This window comes from Rhizobium skierniewicense Ch11, assembly GCF_023757665.1.
Taxonomy (GTDB): domain Bacteria; phylum Pseudomonadota; class Alphaproteobacteria; order Rhizobiales; family Rhizobiaceae; genus Agrobacterium; species Agrobacterium skierniewicense.
This window is the reverse complement of sequence record NZ_RXPG01000009.1, coordinates 215,489-233,081: the sequence shown is the minus strand read 5'-3', so window position 1 is coordinate 233,081 and position 17,593 is coordinate 215,489. Positions and strand designations below refer to the sequence as shown.

The following is a 17,593-nucleotide window of genomic DNA, read 5'->3' as shown; positions in this document are numbered from 1 at the left end:
CAACCCTCTCTCAGCGTGTGAGAACCAGACCGGAATCGGTTTTCCAGCTCAACCAGACCATATCTCCGAAGGTAATGGGACGGTCGACGAGGCGCGAGATATTGGCCTGTGCGGCGCGCATGATGCGACCATCATCCAGCTTGACGATGAAGATCGAGAAATCGCCGAGGTAGCCAATGTCCCAGACCTCGCCATGACCAACATTCACCGTTGCGTCCGTTGGCTGATCCAGGGAAATGCGCACTTTCTCAGGCCGGATCGCAAAAGCCACCTTGCTTCCAACGGGTGACGTGCACTCCTGTTCAACGACGACCGGCATGCCTTCGCAATCGAGCGAAACGATTGGCGGCGCCCCGTCGCGAGCGGAAACGTCTTTTATCTCAGCTTCGAAAATATTGATGTCACCGATAAAATCGGCGACATAGCGACTATTGGGCGCTTCGTAGATTTCGGCAGGGGTTGCCACCTGCACCACAGTGCCCTTGTCCATCACCGCGATGCGATCCGATACGGTCATGGCTTCTTCCTGATCGTGCGTTACGATCAGGAAGGTTAGGCCCAGAGTCTGTTGCAAATCCATGATTTCAAACTGCGTCTCTTCACGCAGCTTTCTATCAAGGGCACCCAGGGGCTCGTCCAGCAATAGAACTTTGGGACGTTTGGCGAGCGAACGCGCGAGCGCCACACGCTGGCGCTGGCCACCCGACAACTGGCTTGGTTTGCGTTTGGCAAATTCGGTCAACTTGACGAGACGCAGCATTTCTTCGACACGGGTTGTTATGTCAGCCCTTGGCAAATTATCCTGCTCCAGCCCGAACGCAATGTTCTTCTCTACCGACATATGCGGAAAAAGGGCGTAGGACTGGAACATCATATTGGTGGGCCGTTTGTAGGGTGGCACGCCGGAGATGTCCTTGCCCTGCAAAAGGATACGACCTTCCGTCGGTTCCTCGAATCCGGCCAGCATGCGCATCAGCGTGGTCTTACCGCAACCGGATGGCCCGAGCAGCGAGAAGAATTCGCGCTCATAAATGTCGAGAGTCAGATTATCGACGGCAACGAAATTGCCAAACCTCTTGGTCACATTCTCGAAGCGGATGAACGGCACCGATGCGGGATCCGTCCAGGGAGAGAATTTGCGTTTAACCGGGCCAAGAGATTTCGCCATGAACTGTCCCATTTGCTGTATGAAGTGGCTGAACGAGAAAGGGGCAGGAGTTACCACCCGCCCCTTTTTGAAACCCGGTCAGCTACCGGTCTTTATCTGGGTCCAGACGCGGTTCAGAACACGCTGTTCTTTCGGCCCGTAGGGCGAGATGGTGAAAAGCTTCTTCATCGTCTCGGCATCGGGATAAACGCCGGGGTTCTTGGACACTGCCTCGTCCATCAGCGCCTGTGATGCCAGATTGCCATTGGCATATTGTACATAATCGGATGCCTTGGCGGCGACATCAGGCTTCATCATGAAATTGATGAACGCATGCGCTTCCTCGACGTTCTTGGAGTCTGCTGGAATGGCGAAGGAATCCATCCAGATATATGTGCCTTCCTTTGGGATGACATAGTTGACCTCGACGCCGTTCTTGGCTTCTTCGGCGCGGGTCTTGGCCTGGAGAATATCGCCCGACCAGCCGATCGTGATGCAGCTATCGCCATTGGCAAGCTCATCGATATAGGCGGACGAATTGAAGGTTTTAACCGAAGGACGGATCGCCTTGTAAACGTCACCACCAGCTTCCAGATCAGCCGTATCCTTGCTGTCCGGGTTCTTGCCGATGTAGTTCATGGCAATGGCGAAGGTCTCGTCAGACGCATCAAGAATGTTGATGCCACAGGATTTCAGCTTGGCTGCATTTTCCGGTTTGAAGATAATATCCCAGCTGTCGACTTTCACATCTCCCAGCGCAGCCTTGACCTTGGCAACGTTGTAGCCGATGCCGGTCGTGCCCCACATGTAGTTGACGGCATATTCGTTGCCGGGATCATACTGCGAAAGGCGCGTGGTGATTTCCGGCCACATGTTTTTCAGGTTTGGCAGCTTGGATTTGTCCAGCTTCTGGTAGACGCCAGCCTTGATCTGACGCGCCAGAAATGGTGATGTTGGAGCCACGACGTCATAGCCGGAATTTCCCGCCAGAAGCTTTGTCTCCAGGACTTCGTTGCCGTCATAGACGTCATAAACGACCTTAATGCCGGTTTCCTTGGTGAATTCTTCCAGGAGAACGGGATCGATATAGTCGGACCAGTTATAAACGTGGACGACCTTTTCCTGCGCAAAGGCTGTGCCAGCGGAAAGCGCCGCAGCCACAACGGCCAGGCTGAAACGAAGCGAACGATGTTTCATGGTAACTCCTGTTTGGACGCAGCCTTGGGAAAGACGCGTGATCCCCTTGTTTTGTCAGAGACTAGAAAGGAAAACTTGTATCGGCAAGCGGGAAATGTGCAGCGCGGCAATTTCAAACAACTGTGTGCAGCGCCTTACTGAAAATCGAAAACACTCAGGCCCGTCACCATCTCGTCCAGCCCCAACGGACGCGTTAGCGGCGCCTCCGCACGTGAAAGACAGCCCTGCCTCTCGCAAAGCCGACAGGATGGGCCGATAGCGATGCTGCCTGCCTTGATGCCGACCACATCGCCATAAACCGTTTCTTTCGCCAGCGCGGCATCGCAGGCGACCATGACAGCCGTGCGGCGAATGCGTTCTCCGAACCCCGCCTGCGGGCCATCCAGAGACCGTGCAACGGTGAGATAGGCACTACCATCCGGCATCTCCACCTGTTCCGCCAGCACCTGCCCCGGCTGGGAAAAGGCAGCGTGCACATTCAGCTTTACGCACAGTCCGCCGAACCCGGCCTGCGGGAACCCTTGCGCACCCGCCTTGCGAAAGCGGTTTCCGGCGCTGTCGATTTCCATCAGAAAGAACGGAATGCCTGCGGCACCGGGCCGCACCAGCGTGACGAGGCGGTTGGCGGCCTGCTCGAAGGACACGTTGAAGCGACCACGCAAGATATCGATGTCATAGCGCGCGCGCTGGGCAGCGGCCAGAAACGCGCCATAGGGCATCATCAACGCATGTGCGGCATAGCGGGCAAGCTCGAACCGGGCGATGCGCTTTGCCTCTTCACCGGATAGGCTCAGCGCTTGCAACTCCGTGCCAATCTCATCCGTCAGCGCCAGAAGACAGGCCTCCATGGCAAGCTCCCGCAACTGATCCTGCGGTGACAGGCGTTCGGAGAGAAACAGCCGCATGGAATGCCGGTCGTAACGTCTGCGCAGGTTCGGCATGGCATGAACAGGCATGGAGCGGACCACGACGCCGTGGTTTTTCTGAAGCCAGCCTTTCAATGCCTGAGCCAGATCATCGCCCGGTAAAAGCGTGGCATGAAAACGTTCTGCGGCCGCATCCAGCTCTACGAAATGTGCGGCGCGGCGCTCGAATATCTCTCGCACCTCATCGATTGGCAGGCGGGTGGCGGAGAGCGTCGTCTGGTGCCCCTCCCGCGCCAAAAGGTCCGAGAGATCCGTGAGGCGCTGCGCCTGCTCTTTATAGGCACGGTAAAGCTTGGCGATTCCGCTGGCCGCATTGGGCGCTGCTTCCGCCACCTCGACAAGCTCCTGGCCCGATGGCACTTCGCCTGCCAGCAGCGGATCAGCGAAGACCTCCCGCAACTGCCTGGCCATACCGCCGCTTTCACCCTGCAGGTCATCCAGATCGACCTTATAGACAGAGCTGAGTTTGAGGAGCAGTTGCACTGTCAGCGGACGCTGGTTGCGCTCGATGAGGTTGAGGTAGGATGGGGAAATCGACAAGGCCTGCGCCATGGCGGTCTGCGTCAGCCCCAACCCGTTGCGAACACGGCGCACGCGCGCGCCTGCGAAAATCTTTGCTTCCACCAACGCCTCCCCTGACACGATGGAGGCAGAATAACCCAGCCAGTCATTTTTACAAGATTTACAATTTTACAAAATCTGATGTCAAATTTCCTACAGCATGACCTCTTTCAAGTTACTGATATTGCTTTTGAACTGGCGGCGGACGGCAGTAAATTGTAAATAGTTTCACATCGCATGTTGATTGATCGGGAGTGGATCAGTCAACGACATCGTGACAAAGGGAGAGAGATATGACGGATTTTTACAAGCTTGTACCGAACGCCCCGAAGGGTCGTTTTGATGGCATCGAGCGGACCTACACGGCAGCGGATGTCGAGAAGCTGCGCGGCTCTGTCGAGATCCATTATTCGCTGGCCGAAATGGGTGCCAACCGGCTATGGCAGCTCATCAACGGGGAAAGCTACATCAATGCGCTCGGCGCGCTCTCCGGCAATCAAGCCATGCAGATGGTTCGCGCCGGTTTGAAAGCGATCTATCTTTCCGGCTGGCAGGTTGCGGCTGACGCCAACACCGCATCATCCATGTACCCCGACCAATCGCTATACCCGGCCAATGCCGCGCCGGAACTGGCAAAGCGCATCAACAAGACATTGCAGCGCGCTGACCAGATCGAGACATCCGAAGGCAAAGGCCTCTCCGTCGACACATGGTTTGCGCCGATCGTAGCCGATGCGGAAGCTGGCTTCGGGGGACCGTTGAACGCCTTTGAAATCATGAAGGCATTCATTGAGGCCGGTGCTGCCGGTGTTCACTACGAAGACCAGCTGGCGTCTGAAAAGAAGTGCGGCCATCTCGGCGGCAAGGTTCTGATCCCGACAGCGGCGCATATCCGCAACCTGACGGCAGCGCGCCTGGCAGCCGACGTCATGGGGACGCCAACGTTGGTCATTGCCCGCACGGATGCCGAAGCCGCACGGCTTTTGACCTCTGACATCGATGAGCGCGACCAGCCTTTCGTGGATTACGATGCGGGCCGCACCGTCGAGGGCTTCCATCAGGTCAAGAACGGTCTCGAGCCCTGCATTGCCCGCGCCAATGCCTATGCGCCCTACTGCGATCTCATCTGGTGCGAGACCTCCAAGCCGGATCTGGAGCAGGCCAAACGCTTTGCAGAGGGTGTCCACAAGGCGCATCCGGGCAAAAAGCTGGCCTATAATTGCTCACCGTCCTTCAACTGGAAGAAGCACCTGGATGATGCGACGATTGCCAAGTTCCAGCGCGAATTGGGCGCCATGGGTTACAAGTTTCAGTTCATTACCCTTGCCGGATTTCATCAGCTCAACTACGGCATGTTCGAACTGGCACGCGGCTACAAGGACCGGCAGATGGCAGCCTATTCGGAGCTTCAGGAAGCGGAATTCGCCGCCGAAATCAACGGCTACACCGCCACCAAGCACCAGCGCGAAGTCGGCACCGGCTATTTCGATGCGGTTTCGGCGGCCATATCCGGCGGCACATCATCCACCACCGCCATGAAAGAATCGACTGAACACGACCAGTTCCGCCCTGCAGCCGAATGACAAGCATGTCGCGCGAAAGTGTAAAGCGGTTTTGCGATAACGACATGCAACAAACAAGCTTCAACCCCATTGAACGGAGGAAAAGACAATGGCTTCGATTTCGAGAGTCAAGGAACGCACCGAGGAACAATCCTCGTCCATGAGCCAGGACCAGCAAAGCGCGATCCGCATGCTGGCCAACGACCTGCATCGCCTTAACCAGGCGGTCATGAACGCAGTCGAGGCCGGCGTTTCGGTCGAACTCGTCCGTTCCGCCCGCCACCACGGCGGTGATGGAAACTGGGGCGATCTGATGATCCCGGTTATCGTTGCACAGGGCAAGGCTGCGGCCTGATCCTAAACCTCAAACCGGGCGGATATGCCGTCCGGCGTAGAGATCGGGGTGATCCTTGATCAGCTTCACCATTCGATCTGCCACCGTCCGGATATCGCGACGGTGGCGGTCTTCGTTGTTCATGACGATCCATTGGCGGTGGCGCAGCTCTTCGATCTCGCCACCTTCCCGCACCAGGCGCGGGTCTCCATCCCCGATGAAACACGGCAGCACCGCGACACCCGCACCTGCCAGAGCAAGGTCCAGCAGCACAATCGGGCGGTTGACGGTTACCATGATGCTGTCGCTCCTGTTTTCGTGCGGCCAACGCAAATAGGCGGAAATCGCGTTTTCCTTTGCAACGGCAACGCATCTGTCACCGATCGACGCTGGCGCATTGCGTAAGCGATAGGCCGCGTAGGCCACGTTCCCGGTTTTGATGGCGGCAAGATTGCGCTCTTCCGGTTCGAATGCGCGAATGCCGATATCGTTTTCGCGGTGTGCGAGGCTGGCACGTTGTTCCGCCACGAACAGATCGACCCGGAAATCATCCCGCTCATTGCAGATCGCCGAAAAATTGGTTGTCAGCAGGTGCGCGTTCCATGTGCCCGCCGCGATGCGGACCAGCGATGAACCGGCACCGGATTTGCGCCAACCATCGATGTTGCGAGCGGCGCCTTCCATGCTCTGAAGCTGGTCAAGAAGCGCCCTGCCATCGGCGGTCAGCACGTAACCGGTCTGGCTTCGGATGAACAGGGATTTGCCGAGCGACCGCTCCAACTCCAGCATCCGCCGCCCAATGGTCGCAGCGCTGAGGCCCGACGTTGCTGTGGCACCGGTCAGGCCGCCACTGCGCGCGACGTCAAGGAATATCTGAAATGCATCCCAGCCAAGGTTTTTCATAAATGAAAAACATAGGGCATTTTCAGCTGCATATAAATCGAAAAATATCGCTCATGCTGAAGCCTCACATTACGGAGGCGTTTATGCAGGAGCTTTATTCAGCATTGGCTTTACTGAAGATTACCCATCCTGATGCGGCACGAAACCCAAGAGAGGAAGAGGACAGGTTTTATGCGGACGCAGCGCGCGCGTCGACGCCGTGGCGACTGATCAAATCAGCGATTATAGTTTGCGGCCATGCGCTGAAAAGCTTAGTGCAACAGCACCAGAAACGCAGCAATCGCGCCGCTAGCGATCAGGCTCAGGCGGAAGGCGTATTGGGCGTTGTCATTGGCAGTGCGAGCAATTGCGATGGCACGGGCAGGTTTTCTGGACATCATCATGAGCGGCTTCCTGAACGAGAAACATAACCGATCGATGCCGGGTTCCGGCGTCCAGCGGGACATCATGTATCAACTTGCGTTGTGCTGGCATTCGATCAGCATGACTCCGCGTCTCTTAATAAGGCCTTAAGATGTCGGCGGCTCAGACAGATTCTCCGGCGGCGTGGCCGGATGCCCATGCCCATTGGAAATTATAGCCGCCCAGCCAGCCTGTGACATCCACACATTCACCGATGAAATAGAGACCCGGCACGTTTTTCGCCTGCATGGATTTGGAGTCGAGATTTGTCGTGTCGACGCCGCCGAGTGTGACTTCCGCCGTGCGATAACCTTCGGAACCTGATGGTTTGATGGTCCACTCCTGCACGGCAGCGGTCAGTGCCGATAAGGTCCTGTCGGACATATCGCCAATATTGCCGGTGACGCCCGCTCGCTCCGCCACATGCTGCGCCAGTCGTTTCGGCAGAATGTCACCAAGGGCCGTCTGGGCAGACTGACGACCATTGGCTTTTTTCGCCGTCTTCAAGTGACCGATAACATCGAGATCAGGCTCCATTTTCAACCTGATCTCATCGCCCTCACGCCAGTAGGACGAGATTTGCAGAACAGACGGCCCGCTCAAGCCACGATGGGTGAACAGCAATGCCTCCTTGAACCCGGTCTTCCCATGGGAAATTTCGGCGGGAACGGCAATGCCAGAGAGAGCCGAGAGCTTTTCCAGTTGTGTGGGTTCGAGCGTCAGCGGTACAAGTCCGGGGCGTGTCTCGATGAGATCGAGGCCGAACTGTTCGGCAATACGATAGGCAAAGCCGGTCGCGCCCATTTTTGGAATAGATTTTCCACCAGTGGCCAGAACCAGACTTTCCGTTTCAATGACACCCGCTGAGGTGAAAACGCGAAAACCGCCGGTCGGAATGGCTTCGACCGTGGAGATATCCGTCGATAGCCTGAGCTTCGCACCCACCGCCTGCATTTCGCTCAGCAGCATGCGGATGATATCCTTGGCACTGTCGTCGCAGAAAAGCTGACCCAGTGCCTTTTCGTGAAAGGCAATGCGGTGCTTTTCGACAAGCGATACGAAATCGCGTGGCGTGTAGCGCGCCAAGGCCGACTTGGCGAAATGGGGATTGTTCGATAGATAGTTTTTCGGGCCTGCGTGGATGTTGGTGAAATTGCAACGCCCGCCGCCGGAAATGCGGATCTTCTCGCCCGGCGCCTTGGCGTGATCGAGGATGATGACGGAGCGGCCACGCTGCCCGGCGCGGAGGGCGCACATCATGCCAGCCGCCCCAGCGCCCAATATCAGCACGTTACATTTTTCCGTCATGGAGTTTCCCTAGTTTCAGTGTACTTCCTCTTTTAGAAGTCAGGCTTGTTGTCAATGGCGCTCCCCCTTTTGCCAAATGACAAAGTCTGGCTATGATAGTGCCAATCGAAACACACAGCCGGTGATTTATGCCTCCCAAGAAAACCATGCTCCGTCCGAAAAAACCGGCAAACATGGCAAAGAAAATACCTGTCGATGTCTCTCCGACACGCGGTTGCTCCACATGGCGTGAAGCCGCGCAGTGGCTGAAAGCTCGCGGCATCGAGGATATCGAGTGCATCACGCCGGACCTTGCGGGCGTTCCCCGCGGCAAGATGATGCCGACATCCAAATTTACCGGCGACACATCCCTTGCGCTTCCGTCTGCCCTCTACCGCCACACGATCTCTGGCGAATACCCGGATGAGACGGCGAACTTCCGTTATGAGCCCCGTGATAGCGACCTGAAGCTTGTTCCCGATCTTTCAACACTCTGCGTCGTTCCATGGGAAAGCGACCCTACCGCGCAGGTCATCTGCGATGTGGTGGATCAGGAAGGCGCTTTCGTTCCTTACACACCGCGCAACGTGTTGCGGAACGTGCTCGACCTCTACAAGGACAAGGGCTGGAAGCCGGTCGTTGCGCCAGAAATCGAGTTCTATCTCGTCGCCATGAACGATGACCCGGATTACCCGCTGCATCCGCCAAAGGGGCGCTCGGGCCGCTCGATCGTCGGCGGGCAGAGCTATTCGATTGCCGGGATTAATGAATTCGACGAATTGATCGACGACATCTACCACTTCTCGGAAAAGCAGGGTCTGGAAATTGACACGCTGATCCATGAAGAGGGTCCGGCGCAGCTGGAAATCAACCTGCGCCACGGTGACCCCATAGAACTGGCCGATCAGGTCTTCCTGTTCAAGCGCACCATTCGCGAGGCGGCGCTGAAACATGGCATCTATGCCACCTTCATGGCCAAGCCCATGCAGGGCATGCCCGGCTCGGCCATGCATATTCACCAGTCGGTTGTCGATATCGAGACCGGTGAAAACGTGTTTTCCAACAAGGATGGCAGCCCTTCCAAGGAGTTTTTCTCCTTTGTGGGCGGCATGCAGCGTTATGTGCCGAACGCGCTGGTGATGCTGGCGCCTTACGTCAACTCCTACCGCCGCCTGACGCCCGACATGGCCTGCCCGGTCAACAATGCCTGGGGCTATGATAACCGCACGACCGCGTTCCGCGTTCCGATATCAGGTCCTTCAGCACGGCGTGTGGAAAACCGTCTGCCAAGTTCCGATGCCAACCCGTATCTGGCCATCGCTGCGTCTCTCGCCTGCGGCTGGCTTGGCATCATGAACAATATCGAGCCGACCGAACCGACCTACGAGACGGCCAACGAAGGTTCCATCGAATTGCCACGCGGTCTTCTAGAGGCTGTAGCGCTTCTGGAAGGCGAACCGCAGCTGGAGCGTGTCTTCGGGCATGAATTCGTCGGCCTTTATGCTGGTCTGAAGCGAGGCGAGTTCGAGACCTTCATGCAGGTGATCAGCCCGTGGGAACGGGAATTCCTGCTGTTGAACGTATGAGGGGCCGCACATGACATGGCAAAGCCCTATTGCACCCGGCATGTCCTGGTATCAGGACAGTTCGGGCGAGCGGCCCGAATATGCGGCGATGGACGGCTCGCGTAAGGTGGACGTGGCGGTGATCGGCGGTGGCTTCACCGGCTTGCAAGCGGCCTATAATCTGGCAAAGGCGGGCGTGTCCGTAGCGCTTGTCGAAGGCCATCGTTTTGGCGATGGGGCATCCGGGCGCAATGGCGGACAGTTCGGGACAGGTCAGCGCGCATGGCCGGATGATCTGGAAAAGGACATCGGCTTTCAGCGTTCCAAGGCGCTGTTCGACATCGCCGAAAACGCCAAGCACTATGTCCTGGGTTTTGCCAGAGACAACGCCATCGATATGGAATTCCTGCCAGGGCAATTGAACGTCCTGCATAAGGCATCCTATGAGAAGGCCTATCGCAAAAGCGTGGACGCCATGACCAGCCGCTACGGTTACGCCCATGTCTCCTTCATGGAGAAGGCTGAAACGGCTGAAAGGCTTGGCTCCAACCATTATCATTTCGGCGTTCGCGATACCGGTACCGGGCACATCCACCCGCTGAAGCTCATCATCGGTCTGGCAAAGGCGGCGAAAGCGGTCGGGGCGCAAATCTTCGAGATGACACCTGCGAAATCCATTCGCCAGACTGGCGGCAAGATGCTCATCGAAACACCGTCCGGTACCATCACGGCCGACCGTGTTCTGATCGCCACCAATGCCTATATCGGCAATCTGGAGCCGGTCACGGCGGCGCATGTCATGCCGATCCGCTCCTTCATCGGCGCAACTGTACCGCTGGATGACTTCCCGACCATCATTCCCGGAAAAGAGGCGGTTGCAGATAGCCGTTTCGTGGTGCGCTATTTCCGAAAGACACCGGACAATCGTCTGCTGTTTGGCGGGCGTGAGGCCTACACAGCGGATTCACCGCGCGACATTTCCAAACACATCCGCAAGCAGATCGCCGAAATCTATCCTGCGCTCAGCACTGTCGAGATGACACATGCCTGGGGTGGCTCTGTTGGCATCACCCTCAACCGCCAGCCCTTCGTGCGCGAAGTCATGCCGGGCGTGATGTCCATCGGCGGCTATTCCGGTCATGGCGTGATGTTATCCAATTATTGCGGCAAGCTCTATGCGGATATGGTCATTGCGAAGGACAAGGCGTTGGATCAGTTCGCTTCGCTGGATGTGCCGTCTTTTCCGGGCGGCACGACGTTGCGGGCACCCCTCTTGTTTCTGGCGCTTTCATGGTACGCCTTGCGCGACAGGTTTTAATCGAGCGTTTGGAGCAGGTGTTCGTGAGACGACCTCATCGTGAACATAAACAACGGCTTGCACGCAAAATTCATAAATTCTTACAACACGTCTGGCATTTTTAAATCGATTAGATTATGGATGCCCCCAACACGGAAAGATCGAGAGAATCGGTATGAGCAGTCAAATCATTCCAGTCGAGCCCTTCGATTGCGTCGTCTTCGGCGGCACTGGCGATCTGGCCGAGCGCAAGCTTCTGCCAGCCCTTTACCACCGTCAGGTGGAAAACCAGCTGTCCGAACCGACACGCATCATCGGCGCTTCCCGTTCCGTCATGACGCATGAGGAATACCGTAAATTCGCGCAGGACGCTCTTAAAGAGCATCTCAAGAAGGGCGAATATGACGACGGGCAGGTCGAAAAATTCTGCGCGCGCCTGTTCTACGTTCCCGTCGATGCGAAGTCTGATGGCGGCTGGGACAAGCTGAAGAAGCTTCTGGATGAGGGCAAGGACCGCATTCGCGCCTTCTATCTCGCAGTTGCGCCCGGAATCTTCGGCGATATCGCTTTCAAGATCCGCGATCACAAGCTCATCACCAAATCCACCCGCATCGTCGTGGAAAAGCCGATTGGCCGCGATCTGGCATCTGCGCTGGAGCTCAATGACACGCTGGGCAACGTCTTCAAGGAAGAGCAGATCTTCCGTATCGACCATTACCTCGGCAAGGAAACCGTGCAGAACCTGATGGTGCTGCGCTTTGCCAATGCGCTCTATGAGCCGCTGTGGAACTCCGCCCATATCGACCACGTCCAGATCACGGTTGCCGAATCCGTCGGTCTCGAAGGCCGCGCCGGATATTACGACAAGGCTGGCGCGCTGCGCGACATGGTGCAGAACCATATTCTTCAGTTGCTGTGCCTCGTTGCGATGGAGCCCCCCTCTTCCATGAACGCCGAGGCGGTGCGTGACGAAAAGGTCAAGGTTCTGCGCTCGCTGAAGATGATCGACGAATCCAATGTCGAGAAGCTGACCGTCCGCGGCCAGTACCGCGCCGGCGCTTCCGCCGGTGGCCCGGTCAAGGGTTATCTGGAAGAACTGGAGGGCGGCGTCTCCAACACCGAGACCTTTGTTGCCATCAAGGCTGAAATTGCCAATTGGCGTTGGGCTGGTGTGCCGTTCTACATTCGCACCGGCAAGCGTCTCGCGACCCGCGTGTCCGAGATCGTCGTCACCTTCAAGCAAATCCCGCATTCGATCTTCGATGATGCGGCGGGCAAGGTGGAAGCCAACAAGCTGGTCATTCGCCTGCAACCGGATGAAGGCGTCAAACAGTCGCTGCTCATCAAGGACCCAGGTCCAGGCGGCATGCGTCTGCGTCAGGTTTCACTGGATATGAGCTTTGCCCAAGCCTTCAACGTGCGCAGCCCGGATGCCTATGAGCGCCTGTTGATGGACACGATCCGCTCCAATCAGGCCCTGTTCATGCGCCGCGACGAAGTGGAAGCGGCGTGGAAGTGGGTTGATCCCATTCTGAAAAGCTGGGAAGCCGTGAGCCAGGGGGTTCAGGGTTACACATCGGGTACGTGGGGACCAAGCGGCTCCATCGCTTTGATCGAACGCGATGGCCGCACATGGCACGAAGCCGATTAAGGGGATATGCCAATGATTGGACAAGAGCATATCTTTGCAAACGGCGCTGAGTTGGCAGAAACGCTGGCAAAGGACGTTGCGGAACGCCTTGAGCGTGGACTTTCCGAGCGTGGAACAGCAAGCATTGCCGTTTCTGGCGGCTCCACCCCAAAACTGTTTTTCAATGAACTTTCCAAACATAAACTGGACTGGAAAAACATCAGCGTAACCTTGGTGGACGAGCGTTTCGTAGCCCCTGAAAGCGATCGATCCAACCACAAGCTGGTTGCCGACTACCTGCTGCAGAACGCGGCGACCTACGCGTATTTCGTGCCGCTCTTTCAGTTCTTTGCAACGCCTGACGATGCGGCAACGCTTGCGACCGTCAAGACGGAAGCGATCTGCGATCCGTTCGACGTTGTCGTCCTTGGCATGGGCACGGACGGTCACACGGCTTCGTTCTTCCCCGGTGGCGATAATCTCGAAGAAGCACTCGATCTGGACGAAGAGCGCGCCGTGCTGCCGATGGCTGCCGAAACCGCTGGCGAAGAACGGCTGACGTTCAATCTCTCCGCGCTTCACGATGCCCGCTTCCTGGTTTTGCATATCGAAGGCGCTGCCAAGAAGGAAACGCTCGACAAGGCGAAATCCGATCTGGATGAGGAAGACATGCCCGTTCGGGCCGTTCTCAACCGCGCGGAATCGCCCGTACATATCTATTGGGCCCCATAAGCCCTACGCTTGAAACAGCAACATGATGACCGGCCGACGTGCCCAAGCGTCTGGCCGATGATCAACAGAAGGACAGGATGAACGCCCATGGCTGCCGACCCTCGTATTCAGGCTATAACGGCCCGTATCGTCGAGCGCTCGAAACCTTATCGCGAGATCTATCTCGAAAGGCTTCGGCTTCAGGTCACGAAGGGCGTACATCGGTCCGTTCTGTCTTGTGCGAATCTCGCGCACGGGTTTGCGGTCTGTTCCCCCGCCGACAAGGACATCCTTGCCGGCGACAGAGTTGGCAATCTTGGCATCATCACCGCTTACAACGACATGCTCTCGGCCCACCAGCCGTTTGAGACCTACCCAAACCTGATCCGCGAAGCAGCCAAGGAAGCGGGCGGCATTGCGCAGGTGGCGGGTGCGGTTCCAGCCATGTGTGATGGCGTGACGCAGGGACAGCCGGGTATGGAGCTATCGCTGTTTTCGCGCGATGCGATTGCCATGGCAGCGGGTATCGGTCTGTCCCATAACATGTTCGATGCGGCGCTATTTCTCGGCGTCTGCGACAAGATCGTGCCGGGTCTGGTGATTGCCGCTTTGTCCTTCGGCCACCTGCCATCCATCTTCATTCCGGCAGGACCAATGACATCGGGTCTGCCGAATGACGAGAAGTCCCGGATTCGCCAGCTGTATGCTGAGGGAAAGGTAGGCCGCGCCGAACTGCTGGAAGCCGAATCCAAATCCTATCACGGCCCCGGCACCTGCACGTTCTATGGCACCGCCAACTCAAACCAGATGCTGATGGAAATCATGGGCTTTCATATGCCCGGCTCGTCCTTCATCAACCCCAACACGCCATTGCGTGATGCGATGACGCGTGAGGCAACGAAGCGGGCCTTGGCGATCACCGCGCAGGGCAACGAGTTTACGCCTGCGGGCGAGATGATCGATGAGCGTTCCGTGGTCAACGGCGTCGTTGGGCTGCACGCCACGGGCGGCTCCACCAACCACACGCTTCACCTCATCGCCATGGCGCGGGCGGCTGGTATCGTGCTGACATGGCAGGATATTTCTGATCTGTCCGACGTGGTTCCCCTTCTGGCGCGCGTTTATCCAAACGGCCTGGCGGATGTGAACCATTTCCATGCCGCAGGTGGCATGGGCTTTCTCATCAAGCAGCTTCTGAAACAGGGCTTCGTGCATGATGACGTGCGCACCGTGTTTGGTCATGGGCTCGAGGCCTACACGATCGAGCCGACGCTGGATGAAAACGGTGGTGTAGCCCGCAGGTCCTCGCCGGAGGTCAGCCATGATCCAAAGGTTCTGGCTAGCGCCGAAACGCCATTCCAGCCGACCGGCGGACTGAAGATGCTGACCGGCAATCTCGGCAAGGCCGTCATCAAGATTTCTGCGGTCAAGCCGGAGCGTCATGTCATCGAGGCACCGGCCATGATCTTCCACGATCAGCAGAGCCTTCAGACCGCCTTCAAGGAAGGCAAGCTGAACCGTGACTTCGTGGCTGTCGTTCGCTTCCAGGGACCGAAGGCCAATGGAATGCCGGAACTGCACCAACTGACGCCGCCGCTTGGCGTGTTGCAGGATCGCGGCTTCAAGGTGGCGCTGGTGACCGATGGGCGCATGTCCGGGGCATCCGGCAAGGTGCCTGCCGCCATCCACATGACGCCGGAGGCCGTCGATTGCGGCCCGATTTCTCGTATTCGCGATGGCGACATGATCCGGCTCGATGCCATTACCGGCACGATCGAAGTTCTGGTTTCATCTGCCGAACTGTCTGCCCGCGAACCGGCAACAGCCGACCTTTCGGCGAATGAATGGGGCATGGGCCGCGAGCTGTTCGCGCCCTTCCGTCGCAGTGTCGGGGCTGCCGATCATGGTGCCAGCGTTTTCTCGAATTGAAATTGAGTAAGAATCCCACAGATCCGGCCTACCCCGTGCAAATGCAGCTGGAGGCCTATAACGCACGCGACATCGACACGTTCATGCCGTGGTGGGCGGATGACTGCCAGTATTACGTCTTCCCAGATCAGCTCGTCGCCGGGACTGCCGAGGAAATTCGCGAGAGGCATGTCGAACGGTTCAAGGAGCCGAACCTACATGGCAAGTTGCTGCATCGTCTCGTGATGGGCAATACCGTCATCGACCATGAAACGGTGATCCGGACCTTTCCAGAAGGTCCCGGAGAGTTGGATGTCATCTGCATCTATGAAATCATCAGCGGCAAGATCGCCAAGGCATGGTTCAAGATCGGCGACAAAAGAGTTTACGGCTAGACGATCACAGGCCGGGTTATATTACCAAGCGCGAACATCGAGCTTGCGGTCTCTGTGCGCCGGGTGGGTGCTGAAGACGAAAATCCGGTCCATGTCTTTCTTGGTCAGAAGATGCAGGAAGCGAACGTGGATCGTGTTGTTGGGATTGACCTTCAGCAGCACGCAGCCAATTTTAGTGATGCGGGCATCGGGGATGTCGAGGTAAAATTGCTGGGGCAGATTATACTGCGTCATCAGCGCGAGAACGGCCTCGGACTTCGAAATCTTGATGACGTCACATCGGCGCGACGCCATATTCATAACGGCTTTCTCGGTGTATTCGATACGCGCGGCATTCATCGTATCTTCCATTTTGAAACGACCTTCGCGGTCGTACATGAAAGATTCTTCCTTGCTGAGATAGGTGGGTTTGCCGATATCTGCCCGGGCGTTCACTGCCGAATTCCTTTTGTTACGTTCCAAGGAAAAGACTAGCCAGAACTCCTTAAGAATTTCTGTCGCCGTTTCGATATGGAACACATGCCGGAACGGACTGTGTATATCTTTGGAGTCATATCGGTGGGCAGTTACTGTTCGAACCAACCACCTGATCTCGCAGCGTTTTATTGATCATGGAATATTTATTCCAAACCGGCACGGCTTTATATCATGGTAAAAAAGCCGTTCTAAACGGCCTTTTACCGGCGATATGTCTGGCCTTGCGCGTCAAACAGATGCAGCTTTTGAGACGGTGCGGAGAAGCGCAAAAGCTGACCTTTTTTGGCTTCCGCAATGCCGGGGATTTTGACGATAATGGGCTCCTGTCCGGCAGGCGCTTCCAGATAGAGCAAGGTGACCTCTCCCAGCGCTTCGACGATGGAAACTTTACCTTCGAAAAGATAGTCGTCACCGGTGACGATGGATAAATCTTCCGGGCGTACCCCGAAGGATGCGGCCTTCCCTTCTTCTCCAGACGGGGTCTCGATATCGACGGAAAGCGTCTTGCCCCCGACCAGTTCGATCGCAGTCTTCGCGCCTGTTTCCTTGATCGTCGCGGCGATGATGTTCATGGCAGGAGAGCCAATGAACTTGGCAACGAAGAGATTGCCGGGATTTTCGTAAAGCTCCAGCGGCGCGCCCACCTGTTCGACACGGCCGCCATTCAGCACGACGATGCGATCGGCGAGCGTCATCGCCTCTACCTGATCATGCGTGACATAGATCATCGTCGTATCCGCCATCTGCTCGCCAAGTTTGGCGATCTCGATGCGGGTGGCGACGCGGAGGGCTGCATCGAGGTTCGACAATGGCTCGTCGAACAAGAAGACCTTGGGATTACGGCAGATGGCGCGACCGATGGCGACACGCTGGCGCTGACCGCCGGAGAGCGCTTTCGGCAGACGCTCCAGATACTGCGTCAGCTGCAGAATATCGGCAGCAGCGCGCACACGGCGGTCGATTTCCTGCCGGTTTTCCTTGGCGATCTTCATGCCGAAGGCCATGTTGTCGTAGACCGTCATATGCGGATAGAGCGCATAGGACTGGAACACCATGGCGATGCCACGCCGCGAGGGCGGGATTTCGTTGACCAGTTGGCCATCGATATACATCTCGCCGCCGGTGATCTCCTCAAGACCCGCAATCATGCGCAAAAGCGTTGATTTACCGCAGCCGGAGGGGCCAACGAAGACGATGAACTCGCCTTGCTTGATGTCCAGGTCGATACCGTGCAGGACCTTGACCTGACCGTAGGACTTGCGGATGTCCTTCAGAATAACGCCCGTCATGT

General features: G+C 57.1%; 16 protein-coding genes. 9 read left to right on the top strand and 7 right to left on the bottom strand.

Annotated elements, in window-relative coordinates:
* Positions 1–10: 10 nt before the first annotated feature.
* From EKM04_RS09595 to EKM04_RS09585, 3 genes are all read right to left on the bottom strand, one after another.
* A complete protein-coding gene (locus EKM04_RS09595) occupies positions 11–1,168 on the bottom strand; it encodes an ABC transporter ATP-binding protein (protein WP_183894102.1) in 1,158 nt (385 codons plus the stop codon).
* Positions 1,169–1,246: 78 nt separating this feature from the next.
* Positions 1,247–2,344, bottom strand: a complete 1,098-nt coding sequence (locus EKM04_RS09590; RefSeq protein ID WP_174152140.1) for a polyamine ABC transporter substrate-binding protein — start codon at positions 2,342–2,344, stop codon at positions 1,247–1,249.
* A 134-nt stretch (positions 2,345–2,478) separates the two neighbouring features.
* Positions 2,479–3,897 (bottom strand): helix-turn-helix domain-containing protein, encoded by a 1,419-nt coding sequence (locus EKM04_RS09585; RefSeq protein ID WP_183894100.1) that lies wholly within the window; start codon positions 3,895–3,897, stop codon positions 2,479–2,481.
* Between the two features lie 227 nt (positions 3,898–4,124).
* Between EKM04_RS09585 and aceA the strand changes: the two genes are divergently transcribed.
* Positions 4,125–5,414: an isocitrate lyase gene (gene aceA, locus EKM04_RS09580; RefSeq protein ID WP_183894098.1), complete on the top strand. Its 1,290-nt coding sequence runs from the start codon at positions 4,125–4,127 to the stop codon at positions 5,412–5,414.
* 88 nt (positions 5,415–5,502) lie between these two features.
* Positions 5,503–5,748 carry an SMc00767 family acetate metabolism repressor gene (locus EKM04_RS09575; RefSeq protein WP_183894096.1) on the top strand — a complete coding sequence of 82 codons (246 nt, stop codon included), beginning with the start codon at positions 5,503–5,505 and terminating at the stop codon, positions 5,746–5,748.
* A gap of 9 nt (positions 5,749–5,757) precedes the next feature.
* Here the strand turns inward: EKM04_RS09575 and EKM04_RS09570 are convergent, their stop codons facing one another.
* Positions 5,758–6,630: a LysR family transcriptional regulator gene (locus EKM04_RS09570; protein ID WP_183894094.1), complete on the bottom strand. Its 873-nt coding sequence runs from the start codon at positions 6,628–6,630 to the stop codon at positions 5,758–5,760.
* A 2-nt stretch (positions 6,631–6,632) separates the two neighbouring features.
* On the opposite strand from EKM04_RS09570, the gene EKM04_RS09565 reads away from it, so the two are divergent.
* Positions 6,633–7,040: a hypothetical protein gene (locus EKM04_RS09565; protein ID WP_183894092.1), complete on the top strand. Its 408-nt coding sequence runs from the start codon at positions 6,633–6,635 to the stop codon at positions 7,038–7,040.
* A gap of 115 nt (positions 7,041–7,155) precedes the next feature.
* Here the strand turns inward: EKM04_RS09565 and EKM04_RS09560 are convergent, their stop codons facing one another.
* Positions 7,156–8,340, bottom strand: a complete 1,185-nt coding sequence (locus tag EKM04_RS09560) for a BaiN/RdsA family NAD(P)/FAD-dependent oxidoreductase (protein WP_183894090.1) — start codon at positions 8,338–8,340, stop codon at positions 7,156–7,158.
* A gap of 128 nt (positions 8,341–8,468) precedes the next feature.
* Here EKM04_RS09560 and EKM04_RS09555 point away from each other — a divergent pair, with 128 nt between their 5' ends.
* The 6 genes from EKM04_RS09555 to EKM04_RS09530 all read left to right on the top strand — a co-directional run bounded on the left by EKM04_RS09555 (position 8,469) and on the right by EKM04_RS09530 (position 15,825).
* The gene (locus EKM04_RS09555) at positions 8,469–9,905 is read left to right on the top strand and encodes a glutamine synthetase family protein (RefSeq protein ID WP_174152133.1); all 1,437 of its coding nucleotides are present in this window, start codon (positions 8,469–8,471) and stop codon (positions 9,903–9,905) included.
* A 10-nt stretch (positions 9,906–9,915) separates the two neighbouring features.
* The gene (locus EKM04_RS09550) at positions 9,916–11,202 is read left to right on the top strand and encodes an NAD(P)/FAD-dependent oxidoreductase (protein ID WP_183894088.1); all 1,287 of its coding nucleotides are present in this window, start codon (positions 9,916–9,918) and stop codon (positions 11,200–11,202) included.
* A 154-nt stretch (positions 11,203–11,356) separates the two neighbouring features.
* Positions 11,357–12,832 carry a glucose-6-phosphate dehydrogenase gene (zwf, locus tag EKM04_RS09545; protein WP_183894086.1) on the top strand — a complete coding sequence of 492 codons (1,476 nt, stop codon included), beginning with the start codon at positions 11,357–11,359 and terminating at the stop codon, positions 12,830–12,832.
* A 12-nt stretch (positions 12,833–12,844) separates the two neighbouring features.
* Positions 12,845–13,543 carry a 6-phosphogluconolactonase gene (pgl, locus tag EKM04_RS09540; protein ID WP_234910881.1) on the top strand — a complete coding sequence of 233 codons (699 nt, stop codon included), beginning with the start codon at positions 12,845–12,847 and terminating at the stop codon, positions 13,541–13,543.
* An 87-nt stretch (positions 13,544–13,630) separates the two neighbouring features.
* Entirely contained in the window at positions 13,631–15,451 is a 1,821-nt protein-coding gene (gene edd, locus EKM04_RS09535; RefSeq protein WP_174152129.1) for a phosphogluconate dehydratase, read from the top strand.
* Between the two features lie 2 nt (positions 15,452–15,453).
* A complete protein-coding gene (locus tag EKM04_RS09530) occupies positions 15,454–15,825 on the top strand; it encodes a nuclear transport factor 2 family protein (protein ID WP_234910880.1) in 372 nt (123 codons plus the stop codon).
* Between the two features lie 21 nt (positions 15,826–15,846).
* Here the strand turns inward: EKM04_RS09530 and EKM04_RS09525 are convergent, their stop codons facing one another.
* Together EKM04_RS09525 and EKM04_RS09520 are read right to left on the bottom strand one after the other, a co-directional pair.
* Positions 15,847–16,203, bottom strand: coding sequence for a hypothetical protein (locus EKM04_RS09525; protein WP_174152306.1), 357 nt, complete (start codon positions 16,201–16,203; stop codon positions 15,847–15,849).
* A 299-nt stretch (positions 16,204–16,502) separates the two neighbouring features.
* Complete coding sequence (locus tag EKM04_RS09520; protein ID WP_183894080.1) at positions 16,503–17,591, bottom strand: ABC transporter ATP-binding protein; 1,089 nt, start codon at positions 17,589–17,591, stop codon at positions 16,503–16,505.
* Between the last annotated feature and the right edge of the window lie 2 nt (positions 17,592–17,593).

Bases quoted from the DNA above. Each gene is read 5' to 3' on its own strand.
- EKM04_RS09595 (WP_183894102.1), bottom strand. From the start codon at position 1,168: ATGGCGAAATCTCTTGGCCCGGTTAAACGCAAATTCTCTCCCTGGACG.
- EKM04_RS09590 (WP_174152140.1), bottom strand. From the start codon at position 2,344: ATGAAACATCGTTCGCTTCGTTTCAGCCTGGCCGTTGTGGCTGCGGCG.
- aceA (WP_183894098.1), top strand. From the start codon at position 4,125: ATGACGGATTTTTACAAGCTTGTACCGAACGCCCCGAAGGGTCGTTTT.
- EKM04_RS09575 (WP_183894096.1), top strand. From the start codon at position 5,503: ATGGCTTCGATTTCGAGAGTCAAGGAACGCACCGAGGAACAATCCTCG.
- EKM04_RS09570 (WP_183894094.1), bottom strand. From the start codon at position 6,630: ATGAAAAACCTTGGCTGGGATGCATTTCAGATATTCCTTGACGTCGCG.
- EKM04_RS09565 (WP_183894092.1), top strand. From the start codon at position 6,633: ATGAAAAACATAGGGCATTTTCAGCTGCATATAAATCGAAAAATATCG.
- EKM04_RS09560 (WP_183894090.1), bottom strand. From the start codon at position 8,340: ATGACGGAAAAATGTAACGTGCTGATATTGGGCGCTGGGGCGGCTGGC.
- EKM04_RS09555 (WP_174152133.1), top strand. From the start codon at position 8,469: ATGCCTCCCAAGAAAACCATGCTCCGTCCGAAAAAACCGGCAAACATG.
- EKM04_RS09550 (WP_183894088.1), top strand. From the start codon at position 9,916: ATGACATGGCAAAGCCCTATTGCACCCGGCATGTCCTGGTATCAGGAC.
- zwf (WP_183894086.1), top strand. From the start codon at position 11,357: ATGAGCAGTCAAATCATTCCAGTCGAGCCCTTCGATTGCGTCGTCTTC.
- pgl (WP_234910881.1), top strand. From the start codon at position 12,845: ATGATTGGACAAGAGCATATCTTTGCAAACGGCGCTGAGTTGGCAGAA.
- edd (WP_174152129.1), top strand. From the start codon at position 13,631: ATGGCTGCCGACCCTCGTATTCAGGCTATAACGGCCCGTATCGTCGAG.
- EKM04_RS09525 (WP_174152306.1), bottom strand. From the start codon at position 16,203: ATGTACGACCGCGAAGGTCGTTTCAAAATGGAAGATACGATGAATGCC.
- EKM04_RS09520 (WP_183894080.1), bottom strand. From the start codon at position 17,591: ATGACGGGCGTTATTCTGAAGGACATCCGCAAGTCCTACGGTCAGGTC.